8 protein-coding genes are annotated in these 17,301 nt (G+C 49.0%); 4 read left to right on the top strand and 4 right to left on the bottom strand.

Annotation, left to right across the window (positions count from 1 at the left end; translation table 11 throughout):
- The first annotated feature begins 318 nt into the window (after positions 1-318).
- From Q5076_RS14065 to Q5076_RS14050, 4 genes are all read left to right on the top strand, one after another.
- Positions 319-1,245, top strand: coding sequence for an arginase family protein (locus Q5076_RS14065; RefSeq protein ID WP_303014229.1), 927 nt, complete (start codon positions 319-321; stop codon positions 1,243-1,245).
- 522 nt (positions 1,246-1,767) lie between these two features.
- Entirely contained in the window at positions 1,768-4,170 is a 2,403-nt protein-coding gene (locus Q5076_RS14060; RefSeq protein ID WP_303014228.1) for a TonB-dependent receptor, read from the top strand.
- 60 nt (positions 4,171-4,230) lie between these two features.
- Positions 4,231-5,607 carry a DUF4374 domain-containing protein gene (locus Q5076_RS14055; RefSeq protein ID WP_303014227.1) on the top strand — a complete coding sequence of 459 codons (1,377 nt, stop codon included), beginning with the start codon at positions 4,231-4,233 and terminating at the stop codon, positions 5,605-5,607.
- A 15-nt stretch (positions 5,608-5,622) separates the two neighbouring features.
- Positions 5,623-6,753, top strand: a complete 1,131-nt coding sequence (locus Q5076_RS14050; protein WP_303014226.1) for a PepSY domain-containing protein — start codon at positions 5,623-5,625, stop codon at positions 6,751-6,753.
- A 197-nt stretch (positions 6,754-6,950) separates the two neighbouring features.
- Here Q5076_RS14050 and Q5076_RS14045 read toward each other — a convergent pair whose 3' ends face one another.
- The 4 genes from Q5076_RS14045 to Q5076_RS14030 form a co-directional block, all read right to left on the bottom strand.
- Positions 6,951-7,862: a nucleotidyltransferase gene (locus tag Q5076_RS14045; RefSeq protein ID WP_303014225.1), complete on the bottom strand. Its 912-nt coding sequence runs from the start codon at positions 7,860-7,862 to the stop codon at positions 6,951-6,953.
- A gap of 128 nt (positions 7,863-7,990) precedes the next feature.
- Complete coding sequence (locus tag Q5076_RS14040) at positions 7,991-10,333, bottom strand: BamA/TamA family outer membrane protein (protein ID WP_303014224.1); 2,343 nt, start codon at positions 10,331-10,333, stop codon at positions 7,991-7,993.
- A 2-nt stretch (positions 10,334-10,335) separates the two neighbouring features.
- Positions 10,336-14,847, bottom strand: a complete 4,512-nt coding sequence (locus tag Q5076_RS14035) for a translocation/assembly module TamB domain-containing protein (RefSeq protein ID WP_303014223.1) — start codon at positions 14,845-14,847, stop codon at positions 10,336-10,338.
- 139 nt (positions 14,848-14,986) lie between these two features.
- On the bottom strand, positions 14,987-17,296 hold the full coding sequence (locus Q5076_RS14030) for an ATP-binding protein (RefSeq protein ID WP_303014222.1): 2,310 nt from the start codon (positions 17,294-17,296) through the stop codon (positions 14,987-14,989).
- Between the last annotated feature and the right edge of the window lie 5 nt (positions 17,297-17,301).

The raw sequence follows: 17,301 nt of genomic DNA, 5'->3' as shown, positions 1-17,301 counted from the left end.
GAACCATATAAACAACTGTACTACAATATTTTAATTTATAGAACTCCTCTTATAAGATTTTGGACTGCAAAGATAACGTATCCGAATGGATTTAACCGCTTTCAAGAATAGAAATTACACAAAAACCCGCCAAACAGACAAGCATTTTCCCATCCGTTTTTATGAAAAACCAATCCCGTACCGCACATCATAAAATAATCCGCCGGAACTTGCACGGCTTATCTATAAAATCATATATTTGTAAAACAGACCGTAAAACGGCCGCAATTAAGAAACAACCCCTTTGCAGGGAAACAGCCCCGGCAGTAAATACGACTTATGATTAAAAGAAAAAGAAACATATCAACAATTAATAATCAGAACATGAAAACAATCCGTTTAATTTATCCGCAATGGCAGGGTGCCGACATCGTCAGGTGGATACCTGAAGTGAAAAGTCGGGAAGATGCCGCGCGAGGCTATTATTTAGGCGCCCAACTGCTGAATTTCCTCGCTCCAGACAATGGGCAACAGGTATTTACCGTCCCCGTAACAACCGATATTACGGAACGCAAAGTTATAGACGGAGTCCTTGACCGGGACATAATTATAAGCCAGACTAAAGCAGCCCTGGATATACTGAACATCGAAAAACCAGATAAAATAGTCGTACTCGGAGGAGAATGTTCCGTAAGTGTCGTTCCGTTCACCTATCTTGCAAACAGATACAAAGACGACATTGCCATGATTTGGATTGACGCACATCCCGACATAACCCTGCCCGGCGACACCTACCAAGCCTACCACGCCATGGCTGTTACCGCCTGCATGGGACTGGGAGACCGGAAAATCATCTCAGAATTACCCGCAACAATTGCCCCGTCCAGAATTCTGCTTGTCGGACTACGCGACTGGGAACGTGACGAAATCAAAGCACGCCAAAAACAATACGGAATCAAACACCTCTCTCCCGAAGATGTGGCAATCAACAGCGATGCCCTAAAAGAATGGTTACAATCGTGCGGCGCTTCCAAAGTCGTTGTGCATTTCGACATGGACGTACTCGACCCTGACGAAATCATCGCCGCCGTAGGAGTAGTACCCGGCGGAATGAAAATAGACGAAGTAGTCCGCGTAATAAACGATATTGCCCAAGAAAAAGAAATAGTAGGCCTGACGGTTGCAGAACCGATGCCCCGTACTGCAATCCGCATCAGGAATATGCTGAACCAATTACCGTTATTAAACAATACTTTACCGGGATAAGCTTTCAAAAACAGAATGATATAAAAACCGGATTTCCACGGGGAGTGCCAAAATCCAAATTTAGAGGAAATGAATTTTTCATCTGAAACCTGGCGCTCTTCATCTGAAACCTGACACTCTTCATCGGCAATAAAAAGACCGCATCAACTCTATTCTGAAGTGCCCCCCAAAAGTTAGACACAAAACTTTTGGGGGGCACTTCATTCAGAGTAATGATACGGTTATTTTTATGTTCATCAGTCAGTTTCTATAACTGTTCCGGATGTTTATCTTAGTTTTGATACACTCCCATCTCCTCACCGGCACGGTTCCGCCGGTCGGATTTTCATACGAATCTTTCCCTTCCCCTGTTATACGCGAATCTCCATTCTGCCTCCGGCAAAACTATACCTACAAATTGGGATTGCGAGATAACGAACAATTTATCCGTACATTTCATATACCAAAAACTTGGGATTGCCCCACTGCTATCCTTCAATTAATTTTGCGCCAAAATTTAAAAGCAGATTATCAAAAGTTAAAATGAATAAAACAGGAACAAGAGTAGTTCTTTTTACTACATTAATTTTCTTCTTCATGTGGGCCGCAAGCGTTCATGCCCAATCGACAAGATTTATCAAAGGAAAAGTTACGGACATCGCCACACATGCCCCGCTGAGCTATGCGACCGTAGAAATACGTTCTGTTGAAAACAACGAACTGGCAGCAGGCGGAATAACGGATGAAAAAGGAGAATTCAAACTGAAAATAAAAGGAAAAGGAGGCAAATTCCGTATAACCGCAGGCTATATGGGTTACAAACCGGTCGAGAAAACATTCACAGCCGAAGAAAACCATTATTTTCACTTCGAACTGGCAGAAGACGCCATGACACTGAACGAAGTCGTCGTCAAAGGTTTGAGTCCGGCCGAAAAAATACAACGCCTGGCATACAACGTATCGTTGATGGAAACAGCCAAACTGAAAAATACGACAATGGACTTATCGAGTGTCATTGACAAAATTAACGGTGTGAAGATACGTTCCACAGGAGGCGTCGGTTCGGAAGCCAGCGTAACCCTGAACGGTTTTTCAGGAAGGCATGTAAAAATATTCATTGACGGAGTACCGATGGACGGCATGAGTTCGGCTTTCGGGTTGAATAATATCCCTGCCGGACTTGCCAAGCGAGTGGAAGTCTATAAAGGAGTAGTCCCTATTGAACTGGGAGGAGATGCGTTGGGAGGAGCCATCAATATCGTTACGGACAACAGCCGCCGTACGCGGGTGAACGCTTCCTATTCATTCGGGTCGTTCAACACACATAAAAGCAATGTCTATGCGGAATGGACCTCAAAAAAAGGATTTTACGTCTCGCTGAACGCCTATCAAAATTATTCGGACAATGACTATAAGGTAGACATCGACCACTATACCAAATTCAGCGACGCAGGCAACAGCGTAGTATATGAAGACCTGAAAGTACGCCGTTTCCACGCCAAATACCACAACGAAGCCGCCATCCTGAAAATAGGCGTGGTAGACAAGCCTTATGCCGACCGCCTGTTATTGGGCTTCACCGGCGGATACGAATACAAACAAACACAGAATGCTTCCAATATGAACTGGGTGTACGGTGCACGTTACACCACAGCCAACACATTGATGCCCCAACTGACCTACGAGAAAAAATTCAAAGTATTGAAAGGGCTTCACGTCGCACTGAACGGTAATTACAACTTCGGTAAATCGTACGCTGCAGATACTGCCAGTTGCAACTATAACTGGCTGGGCGAACGCAGTAAACCCAAAAGCGCTCCGGGCGAGCTCTCATATACCAAATACCGCTACCGCGACAATAACGGAGCCGCCAACTTCCGCATGGCACTCTTCCCCGCCGACGGACATTCGGTATCGCTAAGCACGACATTCACCTCATTCTCACGCTCAGGCAAAGATGAAACGGAATACAAGGCCGAATACGACCGTCCGCAGGAAAGCCTGAAAGCCGTTACGGGACTGAGCTACAAATACGATTACAAAAACAAATGGAACACCTCCGTATTTGTCAAAAACTACATCAACCACCTTGAAGCCTATCTCGACCCCGAAGGAGGAAGCAACTATCGGAACTACAGCAACACCTCCCAGTTCTGGGGAGGAGGACTGGCAACAACCTACTTCTGGGGACAACATGTCCAATTAAGATTCTCGTATGAATATGCCCTCCGCCTGCCCACAAGCAGAGAACTGTTCGGTTCGGGAGATGACATAGAACGGGGAAACTCCAGTCTGAAACCGGAATCGAGCAACAACATCAACCTCAGTGTCACGGCACGGCCGATAGATATAGCCGACCATCACCTGACAGTAGACGCCGCTTTCCAGTATCGGGAAATCGACGATTACATCCGCCGCAGCACAAACAATGACAACGGACGCGCCACTTCGAAAAACGATGGCGGAGTACGTAACTTCGGAGGAGATTTCGGCATACGTTACACCTTCAAAGAACGCTTCTTCATAGGAGGCAATTTCAGCTACATAGACATGAGAAGCATGACCAAATACGTGTCCGACACACAACGCGAAAGCAAGAACTATAAAGAACGTATCCCCGCCATTCCGTACATGTACGGCAATGGTGAAGCAGGCGTGATGTTCCGTGACCTTTTCATGAAAGGCTCCCTGCTGGACATCCACTATATGATGAGCTACGTCCATGATTTCAGTTACGAATGGAACAGCTACAACAACGAGGAACTGAACGTGCCCACACAATTATCCCATGATTTATTCGTGAGCTACAATTTCGGAAAGAAATCGGAATTTACCGTATCGGCGGAATGCACGAACATCTTCGACGCGCGCCTGTACGACAATTTCAAGATGCAGAAACCGGGACGCGCATTTGCCGTAAAATTCAGCTATAATTTCAGTAAATAAAGCCAATACAATTATCCCGATAATAAATTCAGTAAACAAATAAACAAAAAAACGAGAAACATGAAAGCAAAATTCAAATTTTTCAGCTTAGCTTTATGCGCATGCGCTTTTACCGCATGCAGTGACGACGATTCCGACAAAGGAACGGGTACGACCATAACTGGCGACCCCTCTGAACAATACGTCATCATAAGCAGTTCGGGAGAAAACAACGGCGCATACCTGCAACAAACCGGTACGCCGACCACGGGAATAATAGACCCGACAAACCCTGAAGGCCGTATATTCTTCAGCGGAAACAATCCCGACTTCGTGAACTACAACAATGATCTTTTAATCGGGATGAATTATCCCTCCCAAGGAGGCTCTCCTTCCGACTACATTACAAAAGCATGGAAACTGGTTGACGGCAAACTGACCCAGCACGGCAACGGAGTCACATTAGACGGAGATGTCAAAGCACGCGGTATCTTCAAGAACTACCTGATTGGCATGTCCGACCAAACCGGTAACGGACACTACGAACGTGTAAAATTCATCAACCTGGATAATTTTGAAACAGCAGTCGTAGACGGAAAAATCAACTGTGAGGATTATGACGCGAAACCCGCCAGCCTGATGGATGGTGAGACATGGGGGGTGGGTGATATCGCCCAATATGGCGATTACGTATTGCTCGCATACTGCACCAAACATCAGGAACCGGATCCTAAAACACGCGCCAAGGCCTCTTACAGCACAGATTTGGCAAACAACCTCTACATCGGCGTATATAAATTCGACCCGAACGACCCGGACAAAGAGTACCTGAAGTTCCAAGATGCGATTGTCCGTAAAAGTGAAGACCATCCGGAAGAAGAAGCCGGACAGATTAAAGGAAATAGCAGATCACGTACCGAAAGCGGCATCGAAGTAGTAGGTGACGAAATCTACCTGTTCTGCCAAGGTACAATTAAAAACTCCGGGAAGTCCGAACCGGAAGTACCTTCCGCCGTATTGCGCATTAGCGGCGAAAATATCGAAAACGGCCAACCGGTAGCCATCGATGACGATTATTACGTAAACCTGACCCAGGAAACCGGCGGCCACTACCTATGGAAAACCTTCTACATCGGTGACAACAAATTCTGCCTACAGCTCTTCACCAATACCGGAGGAGCGGGCATAACAGAAGGGTCACACAAAAAGTTCGGCATATTCGACGTGAAAACCAAAACATATACCGAAGTGACCGGACTGCCCGCCCCGGACAACATCAACGACATACCGCTCGCTTATGCCGTAGACATTGAAAAAAACACGATTACTTTCGAAATAGAAACAAAAGACACTCAACTGCCGGCACTTTACACCATCAACAAAAACGGACAAGCTACACGCGGCACAGAAGTAGATACCGAATCTATTTTAGGTGTAGGCCTGCTGAAACAGAAATAACAAACTTTGCACAGAATGAAAGTATTCAAAAAAATACATTTATGGCTCTCTGTCCCCGTCGGGTTGATTATCACAATCATCTGCCTCACGGGGGCAGCTCTTGTTTTCGAACGGGATATTACCGAAAGCCTCAATCCTCAGTTATACAAAACCGAATATACCGAAGGAGCAGTTCCGCTGAAACCTTCGGAACTGGTGATGCACATCCGCCGGCAAGTACCGGATTCATTGGAACTGACCTCCCTGCAACTACCGGGTGAACCGGACGGAGTCTGCATGGCAGGATTCAAAGGAGCCGGAAAGCGTTCGCTAAGCGTCAACCCGTACACAGGCGAGGTGAACGGATGGACGCAAAGTTATTCCTTTTTCCAGACCATGCGCAAACTGCACCGTTGGCTGATGGACGTCCCTCCCCAAAAAGGCGATAAAACAGCAGGTAAATTCATTGTGGGAATTTCCACGCTGCTGATGGTAATCATTCTGGTCAGCGGTGTGGTGATATGGGTTCCGCGCAACCGGAAAGCTCTGAAAAACCGTCTCACCGTATCATGCACCAAAGGCTGGTTACGCTTCTGGTACGACAGCCACGTCTCACTAGGTATCTACGTCACCCTGTTCCTGCTGGTAATGGCATTGACAGGACTCACCTGGTCGTTCCAATGGTACCGCACGGCAGCATACGGCCTGTTCGGCGTATCCGCCTCACGTCCCCCGATGCCCCCGCAACAGGGAGACAAGAGCGGCAAGAAACCCGAAGGAAAACGGGAAAAAACATTCGACTATGCCGTATGGGACAATGTAACGGCGGAGATACGGAACCAATACCCGAAATGCGCTTCTATCCAGTTGGGAATCAAAAACGCCCAAGTGAATACAGGCGGAAACATGCGCCAGAACGATATAGTCTCTTTCGATGCAAGAAGCGGGAAAATAAAAGAAATCACACTCTACAAAGACGTCCCCAAGGCACAGAAGATGAAAGGATGGTTCTACGCCTTCCATACCGGTTCGTGGGGAGGGACAACCACCAAAATACTCTATTTCCTCTCGGCTTTCGTCGGCGGCATACTGCCCCTAAGCGGTTATTACCTATGGCTGAAAAAGAAAAAGAGACAAAACGGCAAGATCCCCGATATCCAAAGCTGATTTTGAGATAAGGATAAAAAAACAAGAAATCCGGCCAGCCGGAATTCTCCCTTGAAATAAATCCCCTTGTCCGGAACCTCGATTCATAACCAAACGAAGGACCAGACAAGGGGCTTATAATGTCATAACCACAGACCGCAAAAAGGGCTGTCTCCCCTTTAGGTCGAGACAGCCCTCCTCCGTATTATCTTCAATGCTTAAAACAGCTTGGCAGGATATTCTCCGGCATCAACCAACGCCTGAATCTTATCCACCACACTCTGGCGGTCTTCCGGATAAGTAACTCCGAACCACTTGCTCGTAGTATCCAAAACCTCCACTGTCGCCGTTCCGTCATTAATCAGTTTATCCACCATCAGCGGGATAAAGAACTCGCTCTTCAAATTTTCCATATTTTTCGGGTCGCTCAGGAACGTTTTGAAAAACTCCTGGCTATAAGCGAAATAATCGGGAGTGAAACCCCAGAAATTCATACTTACCGGAGTCGTATCGGGAGTAGCCACCCATTCGCCGTTGTCATCGACATATTTCACTTCCCCGTCCATCCGCTGAATCTTAGTACGTTCCACGACGGAAGTCAACAAACCGTTGGCATCCGTGCTGCAGATACCGCGGGATACCGTACCGCTTTCACTCAACGTATTTCCCACACGGAAACCTACCATCGAATAAACATTCTTAGAGTTTTCGGGAAGAGAAGAAAGGAATTTCCCCATCACCTGGAAAGAATCGCGACCGTAGAAATCATCGCAGTTGATTACGGCAAACGGTTCCTTAATCACGTCAGCACCCATCATCACCGCATGGTTAGTTCCCCAGGGTTTCGTACGGTCCGCCGGGCAAGTGAAACCTTCGGGAAGCGCATCCAACGCCTGGAATACCAGTTCACAGGGAATGTGCCCCTCGTATTTGGAAATAATCTTATCACGGAAATCCTGTTCAAAGTCCTTGCGGATTACAAACACGAGCTTGCCGAATCCGGCATTGATAGCGTCATAAATAGAGTAATCCATAATAGTTTCGCCATTAGGACCCAGTCCGTCCAATTGTTTCAAGCCACCGTAACGGCTGCCCATACCGGCTGCCAGTAAGAATAAAGTTGGTTTCATAAATAGTGTAATATTAAAAGGTTAGTGATGTCAACGGCATCAGATTTCGTTGCAAAATTACAAAAATAGTTGAATCGGACAGGACAATTATCAATCATTATTTACCAAAATCGTACAAAATCCATTCATCAGAAAGGATAACCGATGGCAAAATGTATTCCCAGATTCTTCATGAAGGCCCCGGTGACATTATAATATCCGTTTCTGTCCGTATCATAAGGCAAATGCAAAGGCACGCCGAAATCGAGACGGAACACCAGAATATCCATGTCATAGCGAATCCCCAGTCCCGTCCCCAGCGCAATCTGCTTCGGGAAAGTTTTCAAACGGAGCTGCGAATCCGGCCGTTCCTCATCCTTTCGCATCAGCCATACATTTCCCGCATCAAGAAAGGTCGCCCCCCAAATACTCTTAAAGATACGGAAACGATATTCCAGATTCGCTTCAAAACGGAAAGTCCCAGTCTGGTCGAGATAAGAATAACGGCTTTCGGACGGATGATATCCTCCCGGACCTATGCTACGCACGGTAAATGCCCGGATGCTGTTCGCTCCCCCCACATAGAACTGTTCGCTATACGGGGCGATTGTCGCATTCCCGTAAGAAAAAAGAGCCCCCAATGCCACGCGGGAAGCAATCTTATTATTCTTATCAATGTTCCAAAGATGGCGGAATTCCGTATTCAGCTTCACAAACTGCGCAAAAGGTACCCCCAGCAAACGCTTGTTCTCTTCACGGAACGGCTGTCCGAACGCGCGATAAACCACAGAAGTCAGGTTACCGGCAGAGGTGACCGTCGATTGCCACCAAATCGGATTCTTTATCCGGCGGACCGACGCATTGTCATACGTGTACGTATATTCCATAGCAGGAATAAACTGATTTTTCAAACTGATATACAATGCAGGATTGGCATCGGCAATCTCCCTGAACTCATCCGACTGATGCTGCAACACATTAAACGTCAGCCGGAAAGGAGTGATACTGTGCCTGCTCGTACGTGTAGGCTGGAAATCGTATGTCGCATTTCCTCCGAAAGACAAAAGCTTATAGTACTTCGCCCGGTTCAACTGGTCGATATACAAACGGAACGTAGTCGTAGCCGGAAAGTCAAATTCCCTTTTTCCCAGATAAGGAAATACCACCCTCGGAAAAGTAAGAGAAGTGGATATCCCCATTTCCCAACTGTTCATCAGAGAACTTTTCTCCCCCCCTCCGGTCTGCCATTCGTAAGAACCTTTCAGTTTCACATTCCAGCTCTCCCCGCCTCCGAACACATTGTTTCTGGTAACGCCGAACGAAGCCCCCGGCCCCGTCTGGTCATTACTCTTCGTTACCACATTCAGCTCCAGCTCCGCATCCAGCGGTTTGGCGAAAGTAGCCTGCATCGTCACATCAAGCGTGTCGCAGACAGCCGTCGTATCACGGGGAGAATATTGCAAATCGAGATAACTGAAAATACCCAACTGGCTAAGCTTCTCCTGTATTTGCTCCTGACGATACTGGCTGTAAAGCCGGGTACGGTTGGAAGCCCTCATTTCAGCATTCCGCACAAACTTCTGGTAATTCATCCAGCGATACAGCATGTTCGGACGAATCTGTAACTTTTTATAATAATGGATGTTCAGATTCTGGTAAACGATACTGTCGTCGGGAGCCTCCCCGTTCTTCCCGAACAAATAGACGGAAGCATCCCCCACATAATAAGGACGCTGCGCCGCGGCAGGCAATCCCGGCACAGGAATCAGGCGAAGGCTGACATGTCCCCCGGGAACCAGCGTCGTATCCGCCTGGTAAGTCATATAATCGGGGCGGAAATAAAAATATCCCAAATTACGCAACAAAGCGCTGATGCGGGTACGCTCCTCGTCCAAGTCCACTACATTGAACTGCTCGCCGGGAGTGATGTAAGACATGCGCCTCCCACGCTCCATTATCCGCAAAGTCTGGGGATTGAACCGCTGGTAATAAACCGTATCGATAAAATAAGGATTCTTCATATCCACCGTGTACACAATCCCCGCTTTCAGGCTGTCCTTCCTGTCAACCGCCGTTTCGTAAGTCACTTCTCCGTTAAAATAACCGTAGTCATGAAGCAGGTTGGTAGCCACCTTCACCCGTACTTCGGGATTGACCGTAGAAATAAAGACCGGAGGATTCGCCGCAAAACGGTTAAACATCCACCTGCCGAACCCTTTCTTATATTTCACGAAATCATTGTACATCCACATCTTGAAAGGAACAGGCAAGAAACCGCCCAACATCTTCGTACTGGGCGTCTTGTCAAGGGCAGCCTCCACCTCCGTCAAAGCCGTTACTCCCACCGGCGTTGCCGATTTATTCAAGACGACAGTCTTCCCCCCGGTATAAAGCACCTCCCCTTCAGGCAAATGCTTCGTCACCGAACATGCCGAAAATACAGCCAAACCTACCAGGCAAGCCGCCAATATATTAATATGCATATCCTTCATTCTCAATCCTTTCTCTTAAAGATAAACAGTTCGCTGAGTTTATCAAGTTTTTTACGAAGCACAATACCGACTCCCGTCTCTGTGATTTCCCCTTCGAGCACACTCTCGTAATTCTTATCGTAAAACAGGCGTACATAACGAGTACCGGTCCTGTCCAAACGATATTCCAGAGAAATATTGTCAATGAAGGATTCGGCATTGTTCGTCACATTCTCCCCTGTAGACACCTTGCCCCCGATTACAATCTGAAAACGGTTATTGAAGAGACGCTGCGAATAACGGAAACTGTAATCCGTGCGTTTCCCGCCCGTGTCTGACAAATCATGGTCCTCGATACCGACGGAAACGCTTGCATTCTTCAAATTCCCCATCAGAGAATTTATCTGGCTGCTCAATACGGAATTCAAGGCAGCCCCCATATTCAACATGCCGAGCCCGCCGCTGCCGCCGCCAATGGGACCGGTTCCGAGATAAGTCTTCATCACCATGATGTAAAGGGCCTGTTTTCCCCTCTCTTCCGCCCCCATTGCCGTGAGTTCATTCTGGATGGTCGCATCCTCAGGAGCTGAAACGTCAAAAGCGAACGAAAGGTCGTCCAGCCGGTTTTTGACAACAATAGAGACATCGAAGTTGACCGTCCGCGTCCCTCCGTCCTCCCCTTCGGATACGGAAGCGCGGATACGGTCGGTCGCTTTGAAATTCAGAGTCGGGTCCATCGGATTACCCGTCCACTCCACATAACTGCCGTTATCTATGGCAAACTCCTTAACCGCAATTACAGGCAAGGCATATTTCATCAACCCGCCCGTCAGCGTATAGCGTCCGGTCAAAGTCAAGTCACCTTGCGGAGTATATTTCATCGAAAGGTCGCCTCCGCCTTCCAGCTCGACCCGGTTATCATTACTTGCATCCAAATCCACTTTCAGGCGGACAGACGGGTCGATATGCACCATCATCACCATATCCAACCCTCCCAAAGAAACAGTCGGCACTTCCTGCCGGACCACCGTAGCAGTGTCGCTAAAAGAAGTAAAAGCCACCAGGCTTCCCAGACGGTCCTGCACGGTCAACGGCGAATCGGTCAATATATACGAAACGTCCGTGTTCCCCAGCAAGCTCATATTCCCGCGCATCGTCAATCCGTCCAGAGGCCCTTTGACTGTTGCCCGGAAATCGGCGAACACTTTTCCGTAAACCAAGCTTTCCCGCGTACGTTTCGCATCCAGCAACGTATAGTTTTCCGCCAGCATATTCAGATTCGCCATCGGCCGGGACATATCCCGGAAATCGACATAACCGTCAATCGTAAACGGATTCTTTCCCGTAGTAAAAATAGCGAATTTATCAAATGTCAGGCGGTTATCCTCTATCCGTACCGGCCGATTGTCCAGCCTGAAATCAGCGCCGTACTGCCGGGAAAGGACAGTAACGCTGTCCAGCAACAACTCGCCGTTTACCAAAGGCTGCTCAGTGCTGCCCGTAATACGAAGGCTGCCGTCCAAATCACCGGATAACGCAACCATCCGGTCGGGGACAAACACATTAGCCACACTGAGCGGGAAATGCTCCAGCTCCGTATGAATCTCCAGGCTGTCCTTCCCCGTCCGGGTAGCCATCAGCTTGCCGTCTGCCATCAACACCTCCTGCCGCTCATGGTTCAGATAAGCGTTCAGATATTGCCTGCCCTGCTCTCCGGGCAGCCAGGTAGCACCTAAAGTAATATCGCCGATACGCTGGCCTTCATAAGTCAGCTCGTCGACAGACGCCTCCGCCGAAAGCTGGAGGTCTTTCTCCGTCTGGATATAATGCGCCTCCATCGAGAACAGGCCGGTAATCTCAGGGAAATAAGGCAGTACGCTCATCATCTCCTGCAGACGAATCCTTCGTATCTCCACATCAATATTCTGTAAGGAAACGGTATCCCCCTGCACGGAATGAACCCTGAATCCCATACCCTCCTTATCCCACATATCGACATTGGCATACACACGCATATTCCTATGCAGGTAAATCCAGTTATGGTGTTCGTTAAAATGAAACTTCTGGAATGCGATAACCGGCTCTTCCGGAATCAGGGTGAAGGCCACTCCGTTCCCTTTTCCATGCCCTTCAAACAAAGGACGGGCGTTCACGCCCAGCAATACTCCCGTTTCGCCTTTCCCATTCTTATATTCCACCAGCAATTCCGCATCCCGGTCGCGAATCTCCCCCGTCAGCGAAGTGTTAAAAGAGAACTGCGGATTCTTCGGGCCGTTGATAACGCCTCCGTGCAATTTCATAAAAGTGGTATCCTGCTTGACAGCGAAAAAGACCGTGTCCAACTGCAAAGTATCCATCTTCAAGGCATGAACCGCCGCCTTCCCGTTGATTCCCCAATCGGGAGCCGTGCCGAATTTCATGGAAGCGTCATGATAAGAAATGTTCCGCGTAGCCAGATAATAAGCCAGCGGATTCTCTTTTCCCGCCGAGAAAGACAAAACCGCCGTCGGCAATGCTTTACGCAATTCGGCATGATTCAGCGCTTTTTCGTCCAATTGCCTCATCAGCACATCCGCAAAACGGACCGACTGTTCAATCAAAGGATAAACGCCGGAACGCGCACTCAAATCCAACTTCATATCCCCGGAGGTGAGATGGGTAAACACCCGGTTCCGGCGGGCTTCCGCCGTAAGATTGAAAGCAAGGGGATATTTCATCGGCTGCGACATAAGTCCCAGTTCGTGCAAGTTGAGCTGCTCGACGTCCACAGCCGCTTTTCCGTCCGGATAACTGCTCGCCAAATCATATTCGGCATCAGCCGCCATCTTCAGCAAAACATTGTCACTCGTCAGCCGCGCCGTTGCCAGCGCCCCTTTAAGTTCGCCTGTCAGATGAATGTCGGAAAGACGGTAGCGGGCATAACGAAGCCGGTCTAACGAAAGATTCAGCTTGCCCGAAGATTTCCGGGACATGATATCCAATCCCCGCCCTTTGGCGTCCGCCGACAGGGAAAGCTCATACAGAGAATCTTTCGGAAGGAAATTATGAAGTTGAAGGTCATTTATTTTCAAGTCGGCCGCATAAACTTCGGTCGAAGTATTCAGTTCGGCATTTACCCCCATCGTACCCTGCCCCTGTTTCAGACGGAGATTCGCCTTGTATTCAGGCCCTTTCAGGTCAATCCGCGCCGTCAAGTCCATGCTGTCGGGAATCAGGACAGTACCATCGGGAGCCTCCCCCGACAATGCAGTCAGAAAATTCAGGTTTAAAGTCGTCATATCCATGCCGATTGTTCCCGAACGGGCCAGGCTATCGGCCAGATTCTCGAGGACACCGCCTGCATGCAGCGAGAAAGCCCCCGGCAAATCGGCGGTAAAACGGGAAATCTGCATCTGCTTCAAGTTCCCGTCCGTACCGGCACGGACCACAAGCGGACGGAAAGGATAGGCCTCTTTAAAACTTTCCGGCAATCCTCCCGCAAACAGCATGACATCCTCTTTCCCGATATAAGCGTCAAGGCTGGCGGATAAACGCCCCGTTGTCGGTATGTTGACAAGTTCCCAATAAGTATGGGCGGACAAATCGATTTCCGAATGAGGGGTCCGCAACTTCAAAGCGGGAATGCGAATAATCGAGTCATTGGAAAACGCCCTGCCCGTCAACGAGGCGATACTCAACCCGGAACGCTCGTTCATGGCAAGCTCACGAATGACGGCATTCATATCCCTGCCCTTGTATAACAAAGAATCCAGCCCGATACGGATATCGCGCGCCGCAATGTGGGAAGCGTCGAAACCTTCGGCAGGCGCGGCCGCTCCGGTATCGTAATTGGCAGACCCTCCCGATAACAAGAACTGCCTCAGGCTGTAAGACTGGTTCTTCAAATCCGCTTCCGCATCGCTGACGGAAGCCTCTCCGATATGAGCCGCCATCCGCATGGAGTCGGCAGGAAGCCTCAGGCTGAACGATACATTCTCCAGGTTCAGCTTATGAAGGTCTATTTTCCAGTTCACAGGAGCGGAAGCAGTCGTATCTTCCGGAGCAGCCGCAGTATCATTCATCCACATCTGCACATGGGTATCGGATAAATCCACCCGGTTGATAACGGCCGTTTCATCGGATAAGTCCACTCCGTGGCTCTGCAAAAAGAACCGTCCCAATACGCCTTTTATCTCCATCCCCTCTATCAAACCGGCGGAATTGACCGCCACCCGGCTCAATGTCACCTCATCCACTTCCACCTTGCCCTTGAACAGCGGCCACGCCTGTACACGCACATTCAGGCTCTCTAAAGACAATAAGGTGTCCGGCTGCTGAATGACCTCCACCCCCCGCACCAACAAATTGAGGGGAAAACGAAGGTCTATCCGTTCCACTTGAATCTGCATTCCGGTTACCTTGGAGGCATAAGCCGCCGCTTCCCGGCGCAAAAGATTCTGGACGGGAGGAACATAAAGCAATACCATCAGTATTACAAAGAGCAATATAGGAGTAAGCAGTATCCGGCTTACCCATCGTATCCATTTTCGTTTCATGTAAAATGTGCCAGTGTATAATATAATGACACAAAGTAAACAATTTATTTTGAAAAAAGGTTTGGCCAGTAGAAAGAAAGATAAAAGTTACCGGTAAAATGCACTGACGAAAATCCGGCATAAGCATGCCGGAAAACCGTCATTTACCGCCCAGTACCGTCTCTTTATAAATCTCCGCCTCATCGATAACCCTCCGGACAATCTCCAGAACCGTATGCGCCGCCTCCCCTATTTCTTCCGAGAATTCCTTTCCGCGGCAAGCCTCCAGCAATTTTAACGGGGCAACAGCGTCCGACGCCCCTATCAGGGTAAAAAGCGGGAGAAGCTTATGAGCCATCGCTGCTATCCCGTCCGCCTCCTTGCCGTCCAATGCCCGGCGCATCCGTTCCGCATTCTTTCCGGTCTCTTCCACGAAAGTCCGGACAATGGAATACGCCGCTTCACGGTCATTTTCGGAAAAAGCCGTCAATGCCGAGAAATCCAATGACGCATGTTCCTCCTCCGCAGGCCAATCTCCGGCAGGCGCTCCCCCTTCGTTCACAGCCTCCAACAACTCCTTCACCGTAAAAGGCTTATGCAGGCAGCCGGCAAAACCGTGTTCGGACAAAGCGGACTTGTCCATCTCGCTACGGGCAGTCACGGCGATAACCGGAATCGTCTTTGCTTGCGGAATATTAGAAGCGCGCAACAACTTCACCAAATCAAAACCGTTAATGGCAGGCATCTGTATATCCGTCAGCAACACATCAAAAACAGAAACGCGCAACTGTTCTACCAGCTCCTCCAATTGCTCGCAACAAACAGCCTCAATCCCGTGCTGTTTCAGCATGGCGGCAGTCAGGCTCAGTTGTATCTTGTCGTCATCGATTAAAAGCACCCGTATCGCCTTTGCAGGAAAAACGGCATCCGCTTCCGCAGGTTCCTCCTTCCTGTTTTCCGGAGTCTTGTTTTCTTCCGCCGGTTTGCCCACCGGATAAAGAGGAAGCACCACAGTAAAACAACTTCCCTCTCCCAACCGGCTCCGGACGTCAATCGTCCCTTCAAGCAAGGTAACCAGCTTTTTCACGATAGACAGCCCCAATCCGAACCCCTCTTCCCCTTGAGCGCCGGACAAGCGGGTAAACTCCTGAAAAATACGCTCGCAATCTTCCGGAGCCATTCCTTTTCCGGTGTCGGCAACGGCAACCGTCAATTTAGAAGCATCATAACCCGCTGTCAGCGTAATTCCCCCCTTCCCGGTAAATTTCACAGCATTGGACAACAAGTTATTCACAATCTGGCGAAGCCGCAAAGGGTCGCTGATGTACCGTCCGTTCAGTTCGGGAGCGACACGGCATTCCAGAGCCAGTCCCTTCGCGGCAGTCAGCGGCTTGAAACTGACAAAGATTTCGTCAAAAAGCTGGGAAGGATTAAAAGTGACCCGATTCACCTCCGCCTTATTCAAGTCGAGCCGGTGAAAATCGAGCAAGTCGCTCACCAGTTTCAGCAAATGCTCCGAAGAGCTCTTCATATTATCCAGATAAAAACGCTGCCGCTCGTCTTCCGTCAGCCGGGAGAGCAGTTCGACATATCCCATGATGGAACCCAACGGCGCCTTGAAATCATGCGTAATGGCAAGCATCAGCTTTTCACGGGCAACCAGCAAATCCTCCGCCCGCTTGTTCGCCTCCTCCAACTGCCGGCGGTAACGATTGCTGCGGGAGATGTCACGTATAATCAGGGTAAGGAAAAAAACAGACAACAAGACCGCACCGATAGCCACCGCAGCAATGGTTCGCGCCGAACGCATCCTCAACTCCTGCTGCAACCTCTCATCCTGGCGGGCGCGCAGGCTCATGTTCTCCTCATACTGTTTTATCAGACTGTCCATCCGCGCCGTCAACTGAGTGTTCATCCGCTGGTATTTCGTGCTGGTACGGCGAATCGTCTTCCGCCTCTGCAAACGTTTCTCCTCGGTAGCCATCCGGATTTTCTGCTGGAGAGAATCCTTGGAAGCCATCGGTTCCAGAATAGTGTCCGTAGCAACCTCCAGCGAAGTGTTAAGCAATACGGCAGTATCCTGCTTGGAAGGGACAAACACCTCCGCCAGCCTTTTGAAAAAGCTCTTCTTCTTGGGAACAGTCAGCAAAGAGTCGCGTTTGGTGATAACCCGGTGCTGGACACGCTGTTGGACAATCACAGAATCCTGTTCGGAGATAATCTCCTCAATCTCCGAAGCAGACAACAGGCTGTCATTCGCTTCACTCAACACCCGCAACATCTGAAGCGTATTCTGGTCTTTCTCATGGAGCAGGAACAACAAGCTGTCTGTCCGTAAATTCTGTTGGTCGTCGGCCGCCGACAAAGTTTCCATCTCATGGTGTACAAACACCAGGGAGAAAAGAAGAATCGCCAACAGCAATGTGTAACCGGCAGTTACTTTCAGTTTTGTAAAACGATAGGAAGCCATAGAAA

The sequence above is a fragment of the uncultured Bacteroides sp. genome (assembly GCF_958445495.1).
In the GTDB taxonomy this organism is placed as follows: Bacteria; Bacteroidota; Bacteroidia; order Bacteroidales; family Bacteroidaceae; genus Bacteroides.
This window is presented reverse-complemented; position numbering and strand designations above follow the sequence as displayed.

Excerpts from the sequence above, each read along its gene's own strand:
- Q5076_RS14065 (WP_303014229.1), top strand. The coding sequence starts at position 319 with ATGATTAAAAGAAAAAGAAACATATCAACAATTAATAATCAGAACATG.
- Q5076_RS14060 (WP_303014228.1), top strand. The coding sequence starts at position 1,768 with ATGAATAAAACAGGAACAAGAGTAGTTCTTTTTACTACATTAATTTTC.
- Q5076_RS14055 (WP_303014227.1), top strand. The coding sequence starts at position 4,231 with ATGAAAGCAAAATTCAAATTTTTCAGCTTAGCTTTATGCGCATGCGCT.
- Q5076_RS14050 (WP_303014226.1), top strand. The coding sequence starts at position 5,623 with ATGAAAGTATTCAAAAAAATACATTTATGGCTCTCTGTCCCCGTCGGG.
- Q5076_RS14045 (WP_303014225.1), bottom strand. The coding sequence starts at position 7,862 with ATGAAACCAACTTTATTCTTACTGGCAGCCGGTATGGGCAGCCGTTAC.
- Q5076_RS14040 (WP_303014224.1), bottom strand. The coding sequence starts at position 10,333 with ATGAAGGATATGCATATTAATATATTGGCGGCTTGCCTGGTAGGTTTG.
- Q5076_RS14035 (WP_303014223.1), bottom strand. The coding sequence starts at position 14,847 with ATGAAACGAAAATGGATACGATGGGTAAGCCGGATACTGCTTACTCCT.
- Q5076_RS14030 (WP_303014222.1), bottom strand. The coding sequence starts at position 17,296 with ATGGCTTCCTATCGTTTTACAAAACTGAAAGTAACTGCCGGTTACACA.